This is a genomic window from Xanthomonas sp. CFBP 8152 (assembly GCF_014199025.1).
Taxonomy (GTDB): domain Bacteria; phylum Pseudomonadota; class Gammaproteobacteria; order Xanthomonadales; family Xanthomonadaceae; genus Xanthomonas; species Xanthomonas arboricola_B.
Map to the genome: position 1 here is coordinate 683,584 of NZ_JACHNO010000003.1, position 17,644 is coordinate 701,227.

The 17,644-nt window shown below is 66.8% G+C and carries 13 protein-coding genes; all 13 read right to left on the reverse strand.

Annotated elements, in window-relative coordinates:
* Nucleotides 1–240 precede the first annotated feature (240 nt).
* The 13 genes from FHT09_RS14860 to FHT09_RS14920 all read right to left on the reverse strand — a co-directional run bounded on the left by FHT09_RS14860 (nucleotide 241) and on the right by FHT09_RS14920 (nucleotide 17,612).
* Nucleotides 241–453 carry a hypothetical protein gene (locus tag FHT09_RS14860; protein ID WP_104605402.1) on the reverse strand — a complete coding sequence of 71 codons (213 nt, stop codon included), beginning with the start codon at nucleotides 451–453 and terminating at the stop codon, nucleotides 241–243.
* Between the two features lie 152 nt (nucleotides 454–605).
* A complete protein-coding gene (locus tag FHT09_RS14865; RefSeq protein ID WP_104605404.1) occupies nucleotides 606–2,009 on the reverse strand; it encodes a TolC family protein in 1,404 nt (467 codons plus the stop codon).
* Nucleotides 2,006–3,091 carry an HlyD family efflux transporter periplasmic adaptor subunit gene (locus tag FHT09_RS14870; RefSeq protein ID WP_104605406.1) on the reverse strand — a complete coding sequence of 362 codons (1,086 nt, stop codon included), beginning with the start codon at nucleotides 3,089–3,091 and terminating at the stop codon, nucleotides 2,006–2,008. The genes FHT09_RS14865 and FHT09_RS14870 overlap by 4 nt, the downstream gene beginning before the upstream one ends.
* The gene (locus tag FHT09_RS14875) at nucleotides 3,075–4,763 is read right to left on the reverse strand and encodes an ABC transporter ATP-binding protein (protein ID WP_104605408.1); all 1,689 of its coding nucleotides are present in this window, start codon (nucleotides 4,761–4,763) and stop codon (nucleotides 3,075–3,077) included. Before FHT09_RS14875 ends, FHT09_RS14870 begins: the two co-directional genes overlap by 17 nt.
* Nucleotides 4,764–4,851: 88 nt before the next feature.
* Nucleotides 4,852–5,751 (reverse strand): hydrogen peroxide-inducible genes activator, encoded by a 900-nt coding sequence (locus FHT09_RS14880; RefSeq protein WP_104605410.1) that lies wholly within the window; start codon nucleotides 5,749–5,751, stop codon nucleotides 4,852–4,854.
* Between the two features lie 101 nt (nucleotides 5,752–5,852).
* Nucleotides 5,853–7,622 carry an ABC transporter transmembrane domain-containing protein gene (locus FHT09_RS14885; protein ID WP_104605412.1) on the reverse strand — a complete coding sequence of 590 codons (1,770 nt, stop codon included), beginning with the start codon at nucleotides 7,620–7,622 and terminating at the stop codon, nucleotides 5,853–5,855.
* Nucleotides 7,619–8,221 carry a YigZ family protein gene (locus tag FHT09_RS14890; protein WP_166775608.1) on the reverse strand — a complete coding sequence of 201 codons (603 nt, stop codon included), beginning with the start codon at nucleotides 8,219–8,221 and terminating at the stop codon, nucleotides 7,619–7,621. The genes FHT09_RS14885 and FHT09_RS14890 overlap by 4 nt, the downstream gene beginning before the upstream one ends.
* A 381-nt stretch (nucleotides 8,222–8,602) precedes the next feature.
* The gene (locus FHT09_RS14895) at nucleotides 8,603–9,196 is read right to left on the reverse strand and encodes a TIGR00730 family Rossman fold protein (protein WP_104605414.1); all 594 of its coding nucleotides are present in this window, start codon (nucleotides 9,194–9,196) and stop codon (nucleotides 8,603–8,605) included.
* 155 nt (nucleotides 9,197–9,351) lie between these two features.
* Nucleotides 9,352–10,788 (reverse strand): dihydrolipoyl dehydrogenase, encoded by a 1,437-nt coding sequence (gene lpdA / locus FHT09_RS14900; RefSeq protein ID WP_104605416.1) that lies wholly within the window; start codon nucleotides 10,786–10,788, stop codon nucleotides 9,352–9,354.
* Between the two features lie 150 nt (nucleotides 10,789–10,938).
* The gene (sucB, locus tag FHT09_RS14905; RefSeq protein WP_104605418.1) at nucleotides 10,939–12,153 is read right to left on the reverse strand and encodes a dihydrolipoyllysine-residue succinyltransferase; all 1,215 of its coding nucleotides are present in this window, start codon (nucleotides 12,151–12,153) and stop codon (nucleotides 10,939–10,941) included.
* Nucleotides 12,154–12,195: 42 nt separating this feature from the next.
* Nucleotides 12,196–15,099 carry a 2-oxoglutarate dehydrogenase E1 component gene (locus FHT09_RS14910; RefSeq protein ID WP_181141254.1) on the reverse strand — a complete coding sequence of 968 codons (2,904 nt, stop codon included), beginning with the start codon at nucleotides 15,097–15,099 and terminating at the stop codon, nucleotides 12,196–12,198.
* 105 nt (nucleotides 15,100–15,204) lie between these two features.
* Nucleotides 15,205–16,137 (reverse strand): GNAT family N-acetyltransferase, encoded by a 933-nt coding sequence (locus tag FHT09_RS14915; protein WP_104605422.1) that lies wholly within the window; start codon nucleotides 16,135–16,137, stop codon nucleotides 15,205–15,207.
* Entirely contained in the window at nucleotides 16,134–17,612 is a 1,479-nt protein-coding gene (locus tag FHT09_RS14920; RefSeq protein ID WP_181141261.1) for a cupin domain-containing protein, read from the reverse strand. The genes FHT09_RS14915 and FHT09_RS14920 overlap by 4 nt, the downstream gene beginning before the upstream one ends.
* Between the last annotated feature and the right edge of the window lie 32 nt (nucleotides 17,613–17,644).

The following is a 17,644-nucleotide window of genomic DNA, read 5'->3' on the forward strand; positions in this document are numbered from 1 at the left end:
ACTGTCGATGGCCGCATCAGGGTGCAGATGTCAGGCACCGATCATGTGCTGGCCGAGCGATACCGCATGCGATGCATCGAGGGCGAGGGTGATTGTCGCTCGGCGCAATGCCAAATAACACGCACCGGTTTCATCCACACAGGGTGTGGATGAAACCTGCACAAGCATGTGGATAACTGCGCGCAGCCATTGCGCTGCAACGGCTACGGGCAAGTTGGTCAAAAAATGACCAGTGCTATTTCAGGGCGTCGACAGGCGCAGCTCGCCACCAGCGGTGATGAAGCGCTGGCCTTGCCGTTGCAGGCGGCGGCCATCGGGCAGTTCGTAGCGTGGCGCCTTGTTCGGCTGCGTGCGGGCTTGCTGCCCGTTGCGGGATTCGAGCTCGTCGCGGAATTCGATGATGACGTAGGACTCGCCATCTGCACCGATTGCGGGAAATTGCCGGAAAGACATACGCACCTCCGAAGGATTTCAGGGTCGCAGTGCGAGTCGTCAGGGACCGCACGCCCGGCGCCGGGCCGGTGCAGGCGAGCATGCGCAGGCAGGTGTTACCCGGGCGTCATTGCGCACTGCGGAAACGCTTGGCGAGCCGGCCGGCAGCCTGCTCAACGGCCCAGCTGCAACGCGTCCCGGTCGGCCGTTGCCGCTGCCAGCTCGGCACGCGCCGAGGCGATCCGCGCCTGCGCATCGATCAGGCGCACGCGGGCATCGTTGGCGGTCTCCTCGCGCTGATTGACCAGGAAGAAATCGCCCGATCCCAGTTCGAAGCGGCGGCGCTCGGCCGCGGCGAGGCGGTCGGCCAGGCTGCGTTCTTCGTCGGCGATCCTGGCCAGCCGCTCGGCAGCGGTGAGCGAGATGACGACCGACTCGACCTCCACCGTGATCTGGTCGCGCAGGTAGCGGCTGCGCTGATCCAGCGCCTCGATCTCGGCGCGTGCTTCGGCGACCTTGCCCTTGGCGGCGCGGTTTTCCAGCGGCACGCTGAAGCGGAAGCCGATGATCGCATCGGTCGGCGAGCGGTTCGGGCCGCCCACACCGGGCGCGCCCAGGTCCTTGCTGACCTCGAAGCTGACATCCAGGCGTGGTTTGAGATCGTTCTGCGCCAGCATCAGTCGCGCGGTGGCCTGATCGATACGGGTCAGCACCGCGCGGTAATCGGGGCGCTCCACCGGTGCGGTGATCCTGCTGGCACCGGCCAGACCTTCCAGCGCCGAGGTATCGGCCGGCAGGCGTTCGGTGGAGACGATCAACGGCATGCCGGCGTCGTCGCGCAGGTACAGCGACAGGGCATTGGCGGCATTGGCGAAGTCCTGTTCCGAGCGCACCACCAGCGCGCGCCGGCGGACCAGGTTCTGGTCGTTCTCGGTCAGCAGGATGGTGGGCCGCGCGCCCAGCGTCACCTGCCGTGAAATCGCATTGCGGCGCTGCTCGGCCAGCTGCAGCAGGTCGCTGTAGGCGCGCAGTTTCAGGCCGGCCGCGACCCAGCTCTGGTAGGCATCCACCGCGCGGCGTTGGACGCCGATGGCGACCATTTGCGCCTCGTACTGGGCGACATCGATATCGCCACCGGCAACGTTGCGGCGGGTGCGGCGCTCGTCGACCACCCGGTCGCGCAGCAGCGCATACAGCGCGCCGACTTTCACTTCGCCGCCGCGGTCGGTGTAGGACTTGTCCTCGTAGACCGGGAACGCACCGCGCGAGGAACGATAACCGCCGTAGTAATAGCCGCCGTTGTCGTCGAAGGGACGCTTGACGGTGCTTTCGATCGTGCTGCCGTCGTAGTAGCCGGCCTCGCGCGAGCGGCCGTCGAGATCGAACACGGTATCGAACGCACCGTCGGCCGAGATGCCCTTGCCCTCGGCCTGGCGGACCTTGGCCAGCGCTTCGACGATCTGCGGGGAAGAGCGGGCAGAGGAGCGCAGCACGTCATCCAGCGTCAGCGGGGTGGTCTGGGCGGCGACCACGCCCGGGGCGAGCGCGATCAGCACGGCGACAAGACGGCGGATCATTTCTTGCCGGTCTCGTCGTCTTCGGCCTTGGGCGCCGCCTTGGCCTTGCCCTCATCCTGCGTCGTCGTTGCCGCCGGACGGCGGCCGAACTCCAGCGGGAAATTGTTGAGCTGGCGCCACAGTTCGTAGCCCACCCTCACCGTTTCGCCCTGCACCCAGCCGCGCACCTTGCCGCCCTGGCGGGCGAATTCCTGCGCCGGCCAGGCCGGCTTGCCCGGCTGCGGTTCGACCAGGATACGGAACAGCCCATCGGGCGCGGCATTGGGGTCGATGGCGCGCACGCGGCCATCGAACATGCCGTGCGCCACTGACGGCCAGCCGCTGAACTGGATCGCCGGCCAGCCCTCGAACTCCAGCCGCACCGGGCGGCCGGGGCGGATCAGCGGCACGTCGCGACCGTCGATATACAACTCGACCGCACGCTCCACCCGCTCCGGCGCAATCACCGCCAGCACCGTGCCGGGCGAGACCATCGCACTGCCGCTGGCGGCGTTGAGCTGCTGCACGCGGCCATCGCGCGGTGCGCGCACCAACTGCGCCGACTGGCGGTTCAACTGGATGTCGATGCGGGTCAGCTTGGCGCGCGATTCGGCCAGCTTGGCATCGGCCTCGGCGACCTTGATCTGGGTCAGTTCGAAGTCGCGGCGGCCGGCCAGCCCTTCGGCGAGCAATTGCCTGCTGCGCGCCACATCGATGCTGGCAACCGCGCGCGATTGCTGGATCGCGGTGATTTCCGCCTGCACCTGGGCCCGTTCGCTGGCCAGGCGAACAAGCAGATCCGGGTCCAGGTCGCCGACGCGCGCGATCGGATCGCCGCGCGAGACATGCTGGCCGTCGTGCACATACCAGCGTTCGACCCGGCCTGGCACGAAGGCGGTGACCTGCTGCTGGCGGTCGCCCGGATCCAGCGCCACCACCTGGCCCTTGCCGCTGGCGGTCTGCACCCACGGCGCTAGCGCCAGGATCGCGCTGGCAATGACAATGCCGATCAGCAGCATCCAGGCCAGCGCCTTGGCGATGCTGGGTGGGCGCATCGCCGCCAGGGTGGGGAAGTGCGCGTTGCGATCAGTAGCGTGCTGCATCGTTGGCCTCCTGCGTGGAGGCGATCAGTTCGGCGCGGGTGGCAAAGCGCTGCTGTCGCTCGGGCTGCAGGTGGAACCAGCCATCCAGGGTGATGTCTTCCGGCCGGCCGGTGCACAGCAGCACGGTGGTGCCGGCCGCCTTCAGGCGTCGCAGCACGCCGGCCAGGCGGTCGGCGGGAATCAGGTCGTACAGCTGCGACAGCATCAGCACGCGCGGGCGCACCAACAGCGCGTTGGCCAGCTTCAAGGCCATCACTTCACCGATCCACAGCGGATAGCCGGAGGCGGCCAACCGCGTGTCCAGGCCGTGCGGCAGCGCGGCGATGCGGGTGCGCAAGCCCACCGCATCGATTGCTTCCAGCATCGCTTCGGAGCTCACATCGGCCGACGCCAGCGCCAGATATTCGCGGATGGTGACCTCGACGATGGTCGGCCGGTCGAGCACCGTCACTTCCGAGCGCAACAGATACATGTCGAAGGTGGCCATGTCCGCACCGCCCACCATGACCAGCCCGCGATCGGGTACCACATGGCGCTTGAGGATCATCGCCAGCAGCCGCTCCGCGCCGCCATCGGCGATCGTCACCAGCTGCTCGCCGGCAGCCAGCGAAAAATCGAAACGCGCGCCGTCGATCACCACGCCATCCAGGCGCACCGCGCTGTTGCCGGGCGTCTTGCCGGGCGCCACGACCGCACGTTCCTGCGGAATGGCGAACAGCAGCGACAGTTCCTCGGAGCTGGCGACCAGGTCGTAGAACGCGTCCAGATACGCACCGAGTTGCGAGATGCCGTAGAAGACCGCGCTGAGGATCAGCTCGGCGGCCACCAGCTGGCCGATCGATAGCTCGCCACGCAGGATCAGGTTGCCGCCCAGCGCCAGCAGCGCCGCGCTGGCGATCGCATAGACCAGCAGGAACGCGACCGTCTGGGTAAAACTGTAACGGAAGTGGCGCCGATGCCGGTCGACATAGGCGGCGGTGACGGACTCGGAGCGGTCCATCGCAAAGTTGAGGTGGCGGCTGGATTTATAGAAGCCGTTGGAGCCGCCGACACTTTCCAGCCAGCGCGCGGCCTCGTGCTTGGCATGGCTCAGGTCGACCGCGGTGCGGATCGACCCGCGCGACCAGATCATCCAGATGCCGAAGATGACCAGCAGCAGCAAGGCATTGAAGCCCAGAAAGAACGGGTGGTAGAAACTGGTGAGTATCAGCCCGACCGCCGATTGCAGCACGATGGTGAAGGCGCCGATGGCCAGGCTCGGCACCGCTTTCTGCACCACCACCAGATCGAAGTAGCGATTGAACATGTCGCCGCGGTTCTGATCGGCGAAGAATGGATTCTGCGCATGCACTGCGCGCACGGTGATTTCCGACACCACGCGCGCGAACAGCCGGCGCTCGAACAGCGCCATGACCCATACCCGCATCGCGCTCAGGCCGGCCACCAGCAGCAACAGGCCCAGCAACAGGCTCGACAGGGTCCACAACGGCGCCGGCAGTGCGGTATTGGCCACGCTGTTGATCAGCAACTGCACCGAGATCGGCGTGGCCAGCGACAGCAGGCTGATCGCGACCCCGTACACCATGGCCAGGCGCACATAGGGCATGTCCGGCCCGACGATCTCCGCCAGCCAGGCTCCCGCTTCCCGCCATCCGATCTGCTTGCCCGCCATTCGATTTCCGTTGATGAGTTCAATGAAGCATTGACGAGTTGCAGCTGGCGAACAAGGCCGCCGCGCTTATTCGACGCATAGGATTTTCCTATGCGGCCACCGCACGCAGAAGATCGGCGATCAGGCCGAAGGCCGGCGCGCGTCCTGCGCCCTGCCGCCACAACAGCCCGATCTCCCTATAGTAGCGTCCGCCTTTGATCGGCCGGACCACGACATCGTCGCCCTCGCGGATTTCCTGGCGCACATACAGGTCTGGCAGCAGTGCAAGACCCATGCCCATCCCGGCCATCTGGCGGATCGCATCCAGGCTGGTGCCTTCGTAATCGCGCAGCACATTGGCACCGACGTCCATGGCGATCGCCGCAACCTGTTCGGCCAGGCGGTACTCGGGCATCAAGGTGAGCAGGTTGGCGCCACGTAGATCGGCCGGCGTGATGCAGGTCTTGGCACGCAACGGGTGATCGGCGGCCATGGTCACATGCAGCGGTTCGCGAAACAGCCGCTCGCTATGCAGGCCGCGCCCGGCCACCGGCAATTGCGCCAGGATCAGGTCGTGCACGCCGCTGGCCAGGCCACTGGCGAGCACGGTGGGCAGGCCTTCGCGCACGTGCACGCGCAGTGCCGGGTGTTCGCGATGCAGGCGCGCCACCAGGCTCGGCATCAGGTAGGCGCCCAGCGTGGGCGACACGCCCAGCCGGATGGTGCCGATCAGGGTGTCGGCCGAGGTGGCGCGGACCTCTTCCAGGTCGGCGACGTCCAGCAGGATGCTGCGCGCGCGCTCGAGCAGGTCGCGCCCCAATGGCGTCAGGATGGCCGGCACGCCGCGTTCGAACAGCGCGGCGCCGACGATGGTTTCCAGCGCACGGATCTGCTGCGACAACGACGGTTGCGACACGCCCATCTGCTCGGCCGCGCGGGTGAAGCTGCCGGTGTCGGCGAGCGCGACGAAGTAACTGAGCTGGCGAATGGTGGTTCTGGGGCAGGGCATGCGTGACGTCGTCATTTAGGGGCGCGTGGGGGCGCAGGGTCAGCCCGGGCCGCTGCCGCGGACATGCCGGCATGACAGCACATGCCGGTGTCGCCCAGGCGTCACTGATCGATGAACTGCAGCCGCGCCAGCTCCGCGTACAGACCGCCTTCGGCGATCAACTGCGCGTGCGTGCCCTGCGCGACGATGCGGCCGGCATCCATCACCACGATGCGGTCGGCCTTGAGCACGGTGGCCAGGCGATGGGCGATGACCAGCGTGGTGCGGCCTTCCATCAACCGGTCCAGCGCCTGCTGCACGGCGCGTTCGCTCTGCGCATCCAGCGCGCTGGTGGCCTCGTCCAGCAGCAGGATCGGCGCGTCCTTGAGCAAGGCGCGCGCGATCGCCACCCGTTGCTGCTGGCCGCCGGACAGGCGCGTGCCGCGTTCGCCGAGTTCGCTGGCGTAGCCCTGCGGCAAGGCGCGGATGAAACTGTCTGCCTCGGCGGCTGCAGCGGCGGCTTGCACCTCCGCATCGCTGGCGTTCAGGCGCCCATAGCGGATGTTGTCGGCGGCGCTGGCGGCAAACAGCGTGGGCTGCTGCGGCACCAATGCAATGCGTTCGCGCAGCAGTACCGGGTCGGTATCGCGCAGGTCCACCTCGTCGATGCGCAACCTGCCGCTGACCGGGTCGTGGAAGCGCAGCAACATCGCCAGCACGGTGCTCTTGCCGGCGCCGGAGGGCCCGACCAGCGCCACGGTTTCGCCCGGATGGACATGCAGGTCGAAGCCATCCAGCGCCGGCGCGTCGGGGCGCTGCGGATAATGAAATACCACCCGATCAAAGTGGATCGCGCCGCGCAGCGGCTGCGGCAAGGGCTGCGGCGTGGCCGGCGCGACGATCGCCGGCTGCTCGTCGAGCAACTCGCCAACCCGGCCCATGCCGCCGGCGGCGCGCTGCAACTCGTTCCAGACCTCGGCCAAGGCACCGACCGACCCGCCGCCGATCAGTGCGTACAACACGAACTGTCCCAAGGTGCCGGGGGTCATGCGTCCGGCGATCACATCGTGCGCGCCCAGCCACAGCACACCGACGATGGCGCCGAAGATCAGCAGGATCGCCACCGCCGTCACGGTGGCCTGGGTGCGGATGCGCAACCGTGCGGTATCGATCGCGGCGAACAGTGCCTGGCTGAACCGCTGACTCTCGTAGCGCTCGCGCGCGTGCGCCTGCACGGTGCGCACCGCGCCCAGCGTTTCGGCTGCCAGGGTGTTGGCATCGGCAACGCGGTCCTGGCTGGCGCGCGAGATCTTCTGCAGGCGGCGTGCGCCCAGCACGATCGGCAGCACCGCCAGCGGAATGCCGACCAAGGTGAAGCCGGCCAGCCGCGGGCTGGTGACGAACAGCATCACCATGCTGCCGATCACCGTCACCGAGCTGCGCAACGCCACCGACATGGTGGTACCGATCACGCCGCGCAGCAGCTCGCTGTCTGCCGACAGGCGCGACACCAGCTCGCCACTGCGGCTGCGGTCATGAAAGCCGGCATCCAGCCCGATCAGATGCGCGTAGAGGCGGCCGCGCAGATCGGCCACCACCTTTTCGCCCAGCAGCGCGACGAAATAAAAGCGCGCGGCAGTCGCCACCGCTAGCACCACCGCCACTGCGAACAGCAGCGCAAAGGCGTGGTTGATCTGCGAGCCGCCGGAGAAACCATGGTCGATCATCTGCTTGACCGCCGCCGGCAAGCTCAATGTCGCGGCCGAGGAAATGGCCAGTGCGATCAGCCAGGCGGCGAACAGGCCACGCTGGCGCCGCACGAAGGGCCACAAGGTGCGCAGGCTGCCAAGCTTCCGCAATGGGTTGGGCCTGGCGGCGGCTGGCTGGTTCATGCGGCTTCCGGTGACGAGAGATGGACACGGTTGCGAGTGGCGTCGCACAGGCGCGTTTTCAAGCCGGCCAGTTGATCGGCAGGCAGTTGCACGCGCAGTGCGGCGCCCTGCGCGTCGAAACGCTCGTCCAGCTTGTCGGCGTGGAAGGCGCTCAATGCAGCATGCACCAGGCCCAGGTCGTCGAACCGACATTGCAGGTCGAGCAGCGACAGCGCAATCAATGGCTGTCGCGTCGCCAGTCGCAGGCATTCGGCCGCTGCGCCGCCATAGGCACGCACCAGTCCACCGGCGCCGAGCTTGATGCCGCCATACCAGCGCGTGACCACCACGACCACGCGGTCGTAGCCCTGGCCATCGATGGCCGCGAGAATCGGCCGCCCGGCGGTGCCGCTGGGCTCGCCGTCGTCGCTGGAGCGATAGTCCTGCCCGAATCGATAGGCCCAGCAGTTATGGGTGGCATCGGCAACGGATACGCGCTGCACGATCTCCAGCGCCTGTGCGGGAGAATCCAGTGCCGCAGCGTTGGCCAGAAAGCGACTGTGCTTGATGTCCAGGCTGTGGTGCGCATCAGCGGCGAGGGTATCGAGCATCGTCGCCATTCTATGCGAGCCGGTCGTGCCGGACGCTGCAGCCATCGTGACTGGCGTTGCAAGCTTGCAGACCGGCAGGGTGTTCGATGGGGCGTTGCGACGGGGCGGATATGCAATGGGCGCGTGCTGGCTCCCGGGCGGTTGCGCTCGCGCGCTGTCGTTGCTCTGTCGACCTGGTGAACAACGTGACGCACGGTGCGTGACGTGGCAGCGCCGCCGGGTGCGGCATCGCGCCCGAGCGATGGCCGCATAAGTGAGACATGGCCCGGTGCGTCGCTGCACTTCCACGCAGCTGACGTATGACTACAGCGCCGCTGCGCGCCTGTTGGTGCGCATGCATGACGCCGGGCCTGGCCTGCGATGGGGTAGGGAGCTTACCTCGCCCCCGCATCACACCAGGGTGGAGCGGCGCTTCTCGTCGATCCACTTGGAGGCCTGCGCCGGCGTGTAGCGCTGCATCCACTGCAGCATCTGTTCGATATCGGCGCCGTACCACAGGTCGCTGCGCTGGTCCGGGTGCAGGAAGCGCTCTTCCACCATGCGATCGATCATGCCGATCAGCGGTGCGTAAAACCCTTCGATGTCCAGGAACGCGCAGGGCTTGTTGCCGATGCCGAGCTGGCGCCAGGTCAGCATCTCGAAGATCTCTTCCATCGTGCCGAAGCCGCCGGGCAGGGCGACAAAGGCATCGGACAGTTCGAACATGCGCATCTTGCGCTCATGCATGGAGCCGACGATTTCCAGTGTGGTCAGTCCACGGTGCGCCACTTCCCAATCGGCCAGCTGCTGCGGAATCACCCCGGTGACCTCGCCACCGGCCGCCAGCACCGCATTGGCCACGGTGCCCATCAACCCGACGTTGCCGCCGCCATAGACCAGCCGCAGGCCCTGCTCGGCGATGCGCTGCCCCAGCGCGGTGGCGCGCTCGGCGTAGGCGGGTTTGTTGCCGGCATTGGAACCGCAGTAGACGCAGATGCTTTTCATGGGATTCGGGAACCGGGAGTGGGGAATAGGGAATGGGTCAAAGCAAACACAGAAGCCAGAACGCATGACGCCGGACCTAGGTCCGGCGTCAGCATGAAGAGCGAGGTGATGGGAACGCTCTTACGATTCCCAATTCCCCACTCCCGATTCCCGGCTCAGTTGGCCTTATGAATCGCGCGCTTGCTCACTGCCATCGCGGCGTCGTGGATCGCTTCGGACAGCGTCGGATGGGCGTGGCAGATGCGTGCCAGATCATCGGCCGAGCCGTTGAATTCCATCGTCAGCACGCCTTCGTGGACCAGCTCGGACACGCCCACGCCGACCAGGTGCATGCCCAGCACGCGATCGGTTTCGGCATCGGCGATGACCTTGACGAAGCCGGCCGGCTCGCCCATGGCCACCGCGCGGCCGATCGCCGCGAACGGGAAGCTGCCGGCCTTGTAGGCCACACCCTCGGCCTTCAACTGCTGCTCGGTCTTGCCGACCCAGGCGATTTCCGGCTCGGTGTAGATGACCCACGGAATGGTGTCGAAGTTGACATGGCCGGGCAGGCCAGCGATCAGCTCGGCCACCGCGATGCCTTCCTCGAAGCCCTTGTGCGCCAGCATCGGGCCACGCACGCAGTCGCCGACCGCCCACACGCCATCGACGCCGGTGTGGCAATGCCCGTCCACCTCGATCTGGCCACGCTCGTTGAGCTTGACGCCGGTGCCCTCGCCCAGCAGATTCTTGGTCGCGGCCTTGCGGCCCACGGCCACCAGCAACTTGTCCACGGTCAGGGTCTGCTCGCCGGCGGCGTCGGTGTAGCTGACCACCACCTGCTTGGCATCGCCGCTGCCGGTGATCTCGGTCTTGCTGACCTTGGCGCCGAGCTTGATGTCCAGGCCCTGCTTCTTGAATTCCTTCAACGCGGTCTTGGCCACTTCGGCATCGGCCAGCGCCAGGAAATCCGGCAGCGCTTCGAGGATGGTGACCTCGGCGCCCAGGCGCTTCCACACGCTGCCCAGCTCCAGGCCGATCACGCCGGCACCGATCACCGCCAGACGCTTGGGAACGGCAGTGAAATCCAGGCCGCCGACATTGTCGACGATGGTGTCGCCTTCGAACTTGGCAAACGGCAGCTCGATCGACTCCGAGCCCGGCGCCAGGATCACGTTGGTGCCCTTGAGCTCGATCTCGCCGCCTTCGTGCTGGGCGACCTTGACGATGTTGCCCGGCAGCAGCTGGCCGAAGCCGTAGTACGGGGTGATCTTGTTGGCCTTGAACAGCATCGCGATGCCGCCGGTGAACTGCTTCACGATCTTGTCCTTGCGGCCGATCATGGTGGGCACGTCCATCTTGGCGTCGTTGAAGCTGATGCCGTGGTCGCCGAACAGGTGGCCCATGTTCCAGAACTGGCGCGAGGAATCCAGCAGCGCCTTGGACGGAATGCAGCCCACGCGCAGGCAGGTGCCGCCCAGTGCAGGCTTGCCGTCCTTGCCGATGGCCGCGTCGACGCAGGCGACCTTCATGCCCAGCTGGGCCGCGCGAATCGCAGCGTGATAACCGGCCGGACCGGCACCGATGACGACGACGTCGAATTGTTCGCTCATTTCATTTGCTCACGGGAATGGGGAATAGGGAATGGAGAACCGCAAGAGCGCATGCGTGCGCCTGCCGCGTCCCATCCAGGTCCAGGCGGGAATGGAGCGGTTGATGGGCGCTTGTCCCATTCCCCAGTCTCCATTCCCGATTCCCGGCTCTTACAGACCGAACAACATCCGGCCCGGGTTTTCCAGCTGATTCTTGATGTCGACCAGGAACTGCACCGAATCCTTGCCGTCGATGATGCGGTGGTCGTAAGACAGCGCCAGATACATCATCGGGGCGATCACGACCTGGCCGTTCTCGGCGATCGGACGTTCCTTGATCGCGTGCATGCCCAGGATGGCGCTCTGCGGTGGGTTGATGATCGGAGTGGACAGCAGCGAGCCGAAGGTGCCGCCGTTGGTGATGGTGAACGTACCGCCCTGCAGATCGTCCAGTCCCAGCTTGCCGGCGCGCGCCTTGGCGGCGTAATCGGCGATGCCCTGCTCGACGTCGGCGAACGACTGGCGCTCGACGTTACGCAGCACCGGCGTGACCAGGCCCTTCTCGGTCGAGACCGCAATCGAGATGTCGCTGTAGCCGTGATAGATGATGTCGTCGCCGTCGATCGAGGCATTGACCAGCGGGAAGCGCTGCAGCGCGTTGGCGGCGGCCTTGACGAAAAAGCTCATGAAACCGAGCTTGATGCCGTGCGCCTTCTGGAATTCGTCCTGCAGCTCCTTGCGCGCGGCCGACACCTTGGCGAGGTTGACCTCGTTGAAAGTGGTCAGCATCGCGGTGGAGTTCTTGGACTCCATCAGGCGCTTGGCGATGGTCTTGCGCACGCGGGTCATCGGCACGCGCTCTTCCGGACGGGCGCCGGACGCCTTGCCCACACCGCCGGCCTTGGCGAAGTTGACGATGTCTTCCTTGGTCACCGCGCCACGACGGCCGGTGCCTTCGACCTGGGCCGGATCCACGCCCTGGGTGATCGCGGAAAAACGCGCACCCGGGGGCAAGGCATCGGCAGCGGACTTGGACGCAGCGGCAGGCGCAGCGGCAGCAGCCGGGGCCGGCGCCGCGACCGGTGCAGCAGCGGCAGGCGCCGGTGCATCGGCCTTCTTCTCGTCGGCCGGTGCGGCCGCAGCCACGGCGCCTTCTTCGATGATCGCCAGGATCTGGTTGCTGGTGACGGTGCTGCCGGCTTCGAACTTGATTTCCTTCAGTACGCCGTCGACCGGCGAAGGAACTTCCAACACGACCTTGTCGGTTTCCAGGTCGACCAGATTCTCGTCGCGCTTGACCGCTTCACCGGCCTTCTTGTGCCAGCTGGCGATGGTGGCGTCGGAAACGGATTCGGGCAGTACCGGAACTTTGACTTCGGTGGCCATTCGGGGAGCGTCCTAGGGTTTTCGTTCTTTGGGGAAGAGGAGTTATTCAGCGACTTGGTCGTTGAACGGATTGAGTAGCGCATCGGCGACCAGCTTCTGCTGCTCGACGATGTGGTCGGCCATGTGGCCGGCGGCAGGCGAGGGCGAACGGGCACGGCCGGCGTAATGCAGGCTCTGGCCGCTGGCCAGGCAGAAATTCAGGTGGTGGCGGATCTGGTACCACGCACCCTGGTTCTGCGGTTCTTCCTGGCACCACACCACGTCGGTGGCGTTGGCATAGGCCTTGAGCTCGGCGGCCAGCTGCGCACGCGGGAACGGATACAGCTGCTCCACGCGCAGGATGGCGACGTCGTCCTGGCCACGCTTGGTCTGGTCTTCGAGCAGGTCGTAATAGACCTTGCCCGAGCACAGCACCACGCGCTTGACCTTGCCGGCATCGGCCTTGGCGTCGGGAATCAGATGCTGGAACTCGCCCTCGGCCAGTTCTTCCAGGCTCGACACCGCCAGCTTGTGGCGCAGCAACGACTTGGGCGTCATCACCACCAGCGGCTTGCGGGTGGTCATGCGCATCTGGCGGCGGATCATGTGGAAGCACTGCGCCGGCGTGGTCGGCACGCAGACCAGCATGTTCTCCAGCGCGCACAGCTGCAGGAAGCGCTCCAGACGCGCGGAGCTGTGCTCCGGACCCTGGCCTTCGTAGCCGTGCGGCAGGAACAGCGACAGGCCCGCAATGCGGCCCCACTTGGCTTCGCCAGCGGCGATGAACTGGTCGATCACCACCTGCGCGCCGTTGGCGAAGTCGCCGAACTGCGCTTCCCAGATGCACAACGCATTCGGGTCGGTGGTGGAGTAGCCGTATTCGAAGCCCATCACCGCTTCTTCGCTGAGCAGCGAGTCGATGATGGTGGCGTCTTCGGGGTTCTGCACCAGCTGGCGCAGCGGCAGGTAATAGCTGTCGGTCTTCTGGTCATGCAGGATCGCGTGACGGTGGAAGAACGTGCCGCGCCCGGCATCCTGGCCGACCAGGCGCAGCTTGTGGCCTTCGGCCAGCAAGGTCGCATAGGCCAGGTTTTCGGCAAAGCCCCAGTCGCCGGCCTGCTCGCCGGCGGCCATCTTGACGCGGTCGTCGTAGATCTTGCCGACGCGCGCATGCAGCTCGACGCCTTGCGGGATCGTGGTGATCAGCTTGGCCAGACGATCCAGCTGCTCGCGCTTGACGCGGGTGTCGACCGGATCGGCAGCGGTGCCGACCAGATACTTGGACCAGTCGATGGCAAATTCGTCCGGCTTGCGTGTCGCCAGCTCGGTGGTGTATTCGCCCGAATCGAGCTTGTTGCGGTAACCGTCCACCAGCGCCTTGGCCTCGTCGGCGCTCAGCAGGCCCTCGCCTTCCAGCTTGGCGGCGTACAGCTCGCGGGTGGTCTTGTGCTTGCGGATGGTCTGGTACATCACCGGCTGGGTCGCTGCCGGTTCGTCGGCCTCGTTATGGCCCCAACGGCGGTAGCAGACCAGGTCGATGACCACGTCCTTCTTGAACTGCTGGCGGAACTCGTAGGCCAGCTTGGACACGAACATGACCGCGTCCGGGTCGTCGCCGTTCACGTGGAACACCGGCGCGCCGATCATCTTGGCCACGTCGGTGCAGTACAGCGTGGAACGGGCGTCGTCGCGGGCGCTGGTGGTGAAGCCGATCTGGTTGTTGATCACGATGTGCACGGTGCCGCCGACGGCGAAACCGCGCGCCTGCGACATCTGGAACAGCTCCATCACCACGCCCTGGCCGGCGAATGCGGCATCGCCGTGGATCAGGATCGGCAGCACGGTCTTGCGCTCGGCATCGCCGAAGCGTTCCTGACGCGAACGCACGCTGCCGACCACGACCGGGTCGACGATTTCCAGGTGCGAGGGGTTGAAGGCCAGTGCCAGATGCACCTGCTTGTCGCCACCGACCGCGATGTCGGCCGAGAAACCCATGTGGTACTTGACGTCGCCGGTATGCGCGCGGTCGTCGTGGGCGTGCTCGAACTTGCCTTCGAACTCGTCGAACAGCTTGCGGGGATTCTTGCCCAGCGTGTTGACCAGCACGTTGAGGCGGCCGCGATGGGCCATGCCGATCACGATGTCCTTGACCTGATCGCTGCCGGACTGGCGAATGATCTCGTCCATCATCGGGATCAGCGCGTCGCCGCCTTCCAGCGAGAAGCGCTTCTGGCCGACGTACTTGGTATGCAGGTAGCGCTCCAGGCCTTCGGCGGCGGTGAGCCGCTCCAGCGTGCGCTTGCGGCTGGCCGCGTCGCCGGCGATCTTGCCGCCGGCATCTTCCAGGCGCTTGTAGATCCACTGGCGCTGGTCGAATTCCTGGATGTGCATGAACTCTGCGCCGATGGTGCTGGCGTAGGTCGCCTTCAGGCGGGTCAGCAGGTCCTTCAGCTTCATGCGCGGCTGGCCGCCGACGCCGCCGGTGCTGAATTCGCTGTCCAGATCCGCCTGCGACAGGCTGTGGAACGGCAGGTCCAGGTCGGGCGGGTTGACCGGCGGGGTCAGGCCGAGCGGATCGAGCTGCGCGCCGAGGTGACCACGCGCACGGTAGGCGGTGATCAGGCGGCCGACGTTGCGCTCGCGCTCGTCACTAGCCGCTGCGCCGGTGCCGGCGCTGGCAGCCTGCTTGGAGGCGGTGAGGATGTGGGCAATGGCCGCCGAATGCGGTACATCACCGGCATCGCGACCCTTGAAGCCATCGAAATAGCTCTTCCACTTCGGGTCAACACTGTCCGGGGCGACGAGGTACTGCTCGTACAGATCCTCGATATAGGCGGCGTTGCCGCCGGCGAGCTGCGATGACTGTGCGAACTGCTTTAGGAGATTATCCACGATGGTAAGTCGGGTCTGCTGTGGGGATGATTGTGCGGAAGCGGCAGGGCGAGATGCCCTGTCGGTCGGTCTCAAATCTCGAAAAATTATACCCCCTTGCGTTAGTGAGGGGGCGTCTGCCAGCTGACCGGACGGGTAGGTGCAACCGCCTAGCGCCCACGTGCGAAGGGCGCTGCGGTCTCAGATGCCGAGTGCGCGCGGTTCGTTCCAAAGCGCGCTGCGCTCCCATATCTGCGCGAATTCGCGCTCCAGCTGGCGGCTGCGCGCCGCGCCCGACAGCCAGGTTTCGCCATCGTCGAAGCGATGGCCAGTTGGACGAAAGTAGTAGGCGTCATCGCCCACCACATAGGCCGACGCGTAGCTGGCATCGACCGGATCGCTGACCGCGCGGAAGCGGAACACGCTGGGCAGGCGCTGGGCCAGCCGCAACATCGCGCTGCTGTTGGCGCCTGCGACGGCGGTGTCCTGCACCAGCACCTGCACGCGTTTGTCATGGCGGGCGGTGGCGAAGCGGCGCAGCGCATCGAGCACTGCGGCGTTGTCGAACAGCGGCGGATCCAGTGCCCGCGTATAGATCAGTACCTGGCGGCGTGCGGCGCACAGCAAGGCGGTGGTGGCAGCCAGGGCCGCGCGCAGGTCGTCCACCGCCATCGGGCCGTCGAGACGGCGGTGCAGGGGCCTGCCCGGCCGATCGCCCGCCGTTGCGGCGCGATCTGGATGCACGCCGTCACAGGTGTCCGGCAAAAAGCCCAGACGTGCGAACACGGCCTCGGCGCTTGGGGTCACGCGCGTCCGTACGCCGGGCCAGCCGCGTTGTTGCGCGTTGGCGACGGCCGCTGCGAGCAACGCGTCGGCGAGGCCGCGGCGGCGCCAGCCCGGCAGCACGCCGAGCCTGTCGATACGCCGATCTGCCGTCAGCCGCACCGAGCCGATCAGCTGGCCGCCCTCGTTGCGCAGGGCCAGTTGCAGGCTGAGTGGGTCCAGTGCGTCCCATTCTGCAGTCCCGCTGTGGTCGGCGCCGCCAGTGCCGCAGGCCAGGCGCAGCGCACGCAGGGCCGCAGCGTCGGATGCCGCATCCAGCGAGACGACCTGCGGCCCGGCCTGGGGACTCATGCGCGCTGGTCGGACCCGTCGTCGCCAGCGTCCGATGCCGCGCCGTCGTCGGCCAGCCGGCTGTCGTCGTCCTGGTCGGCATCCTCGCCGTGTTCGGCCTCGTCGGCCTGGGCCGGGCCGTCCGCGGCATCGGCGACCTGCTCGACGTCGGCCTCGGCGTCGATCTCATCGTCCGCATCCGGCGTGTCGGCTTCGGCCTCGGCGTCGTCATGGTCGCCCGACAGGCTCAGGACGTGGGCCTGGTCGTCGTCGATGTCGTCCTCCGCGTCCTCGTGGGCGCGCTGGTAATGGCCCTGCGCCAGCAGCTCCAGCACCACCTCGCGGCCACGGTTGGACAGCTGCGTATACAGCGCGCCGTCGATCTCTTCGGCCGCGGCCAGCCGTGCGGCGTCCTTGGCCGACAGCGCGAACTCCAGGCCACTGCAGAACAGGGTGGCGCCACGCTTGGCGCGCCGCCAGGCCAGCCGCGACCAGGGGTGCCGGTGCAGCAGGACGCCTTCGTCCAGGGCCTGCTCGACCGCCTCGCGGGGGATCGGTTCGGGCGCCGGCACCACATCGCCCGAGGCGCGGTAGGTGGTCATGAAGCGACCGAACCAGTCACCCAGGCGATCCGGGTCGTTCATGCGCAAGGCATTGAGCGCTTCGACCGCGCGATTCATCGCGGTAACGTCGATCTCGTAAGGATCGGCCGGCACCTTGAGGTCTTCGTCGTGATAGCGCACCGCCTCGTCGGCATCGGCGATCAAGGTGTCCAGATAGTCGCCGATCAGCTCGGCCGAGGACGGCGCGCGGGTACCGATGGAGAAGGTCAGGCAGGCGTCTTCGGCCACGCCGTGGTGCGGCACCAGCGGCGGCAGGTACAGCATGTCGCCCGGAGCCAGCACCCAGTCGTGGGTGGGCTTGAAGTCGCGCAGCAGCTTGAGCTCGACATCGTCGCGGAACGCCAGCGGTGCGGCCTTGCGGCCTTGCTGCGCGCGCGCGTCGATCTGCCAGCGGCGGCGGCCATGGCCCTGCAGCAGGAACACGTCGTAGTGGTCGACATGCGCGCCGACCGAGCCACCGGTGGCGGCGAAACTGATCATGATGTCGTCGATACGCCAGCGCGGCAGGAAGCGGAACTGTTCCAGCAGCACGCGTACGTCGGCGTCCCACTTGTCCACGTCCTGCACCAGCAGGGTCCAGTCATGGTCGGGCAGGCCGGGGAAGTCGGCTTCCTGGAACGGGCCGGTGCGCACGGTCCAGTCGTCCGTGGCACGGTCGTGGCTGATCAGGCGTGCCAGCACGCCGTCTTCGCAAGCCAGGCCGGCCAGGTCTTCGGGCTGCAGCGGGGACTGGAAGTCTGCAAACGCGTTGCGGATCAGCAGCGGGTGCTTGTGCCAGTAGTTGCGCAGGAAGCGCTCGACCGGCATGCCCAGCGGCTGGTCGCGGGTGGCGTGGATCTCGAAGGGCAGCGGCGCGCCTTTCCTGGCGGCGATCTTCTTTGCGGGGGTTTTTTTCATGGTGTCAC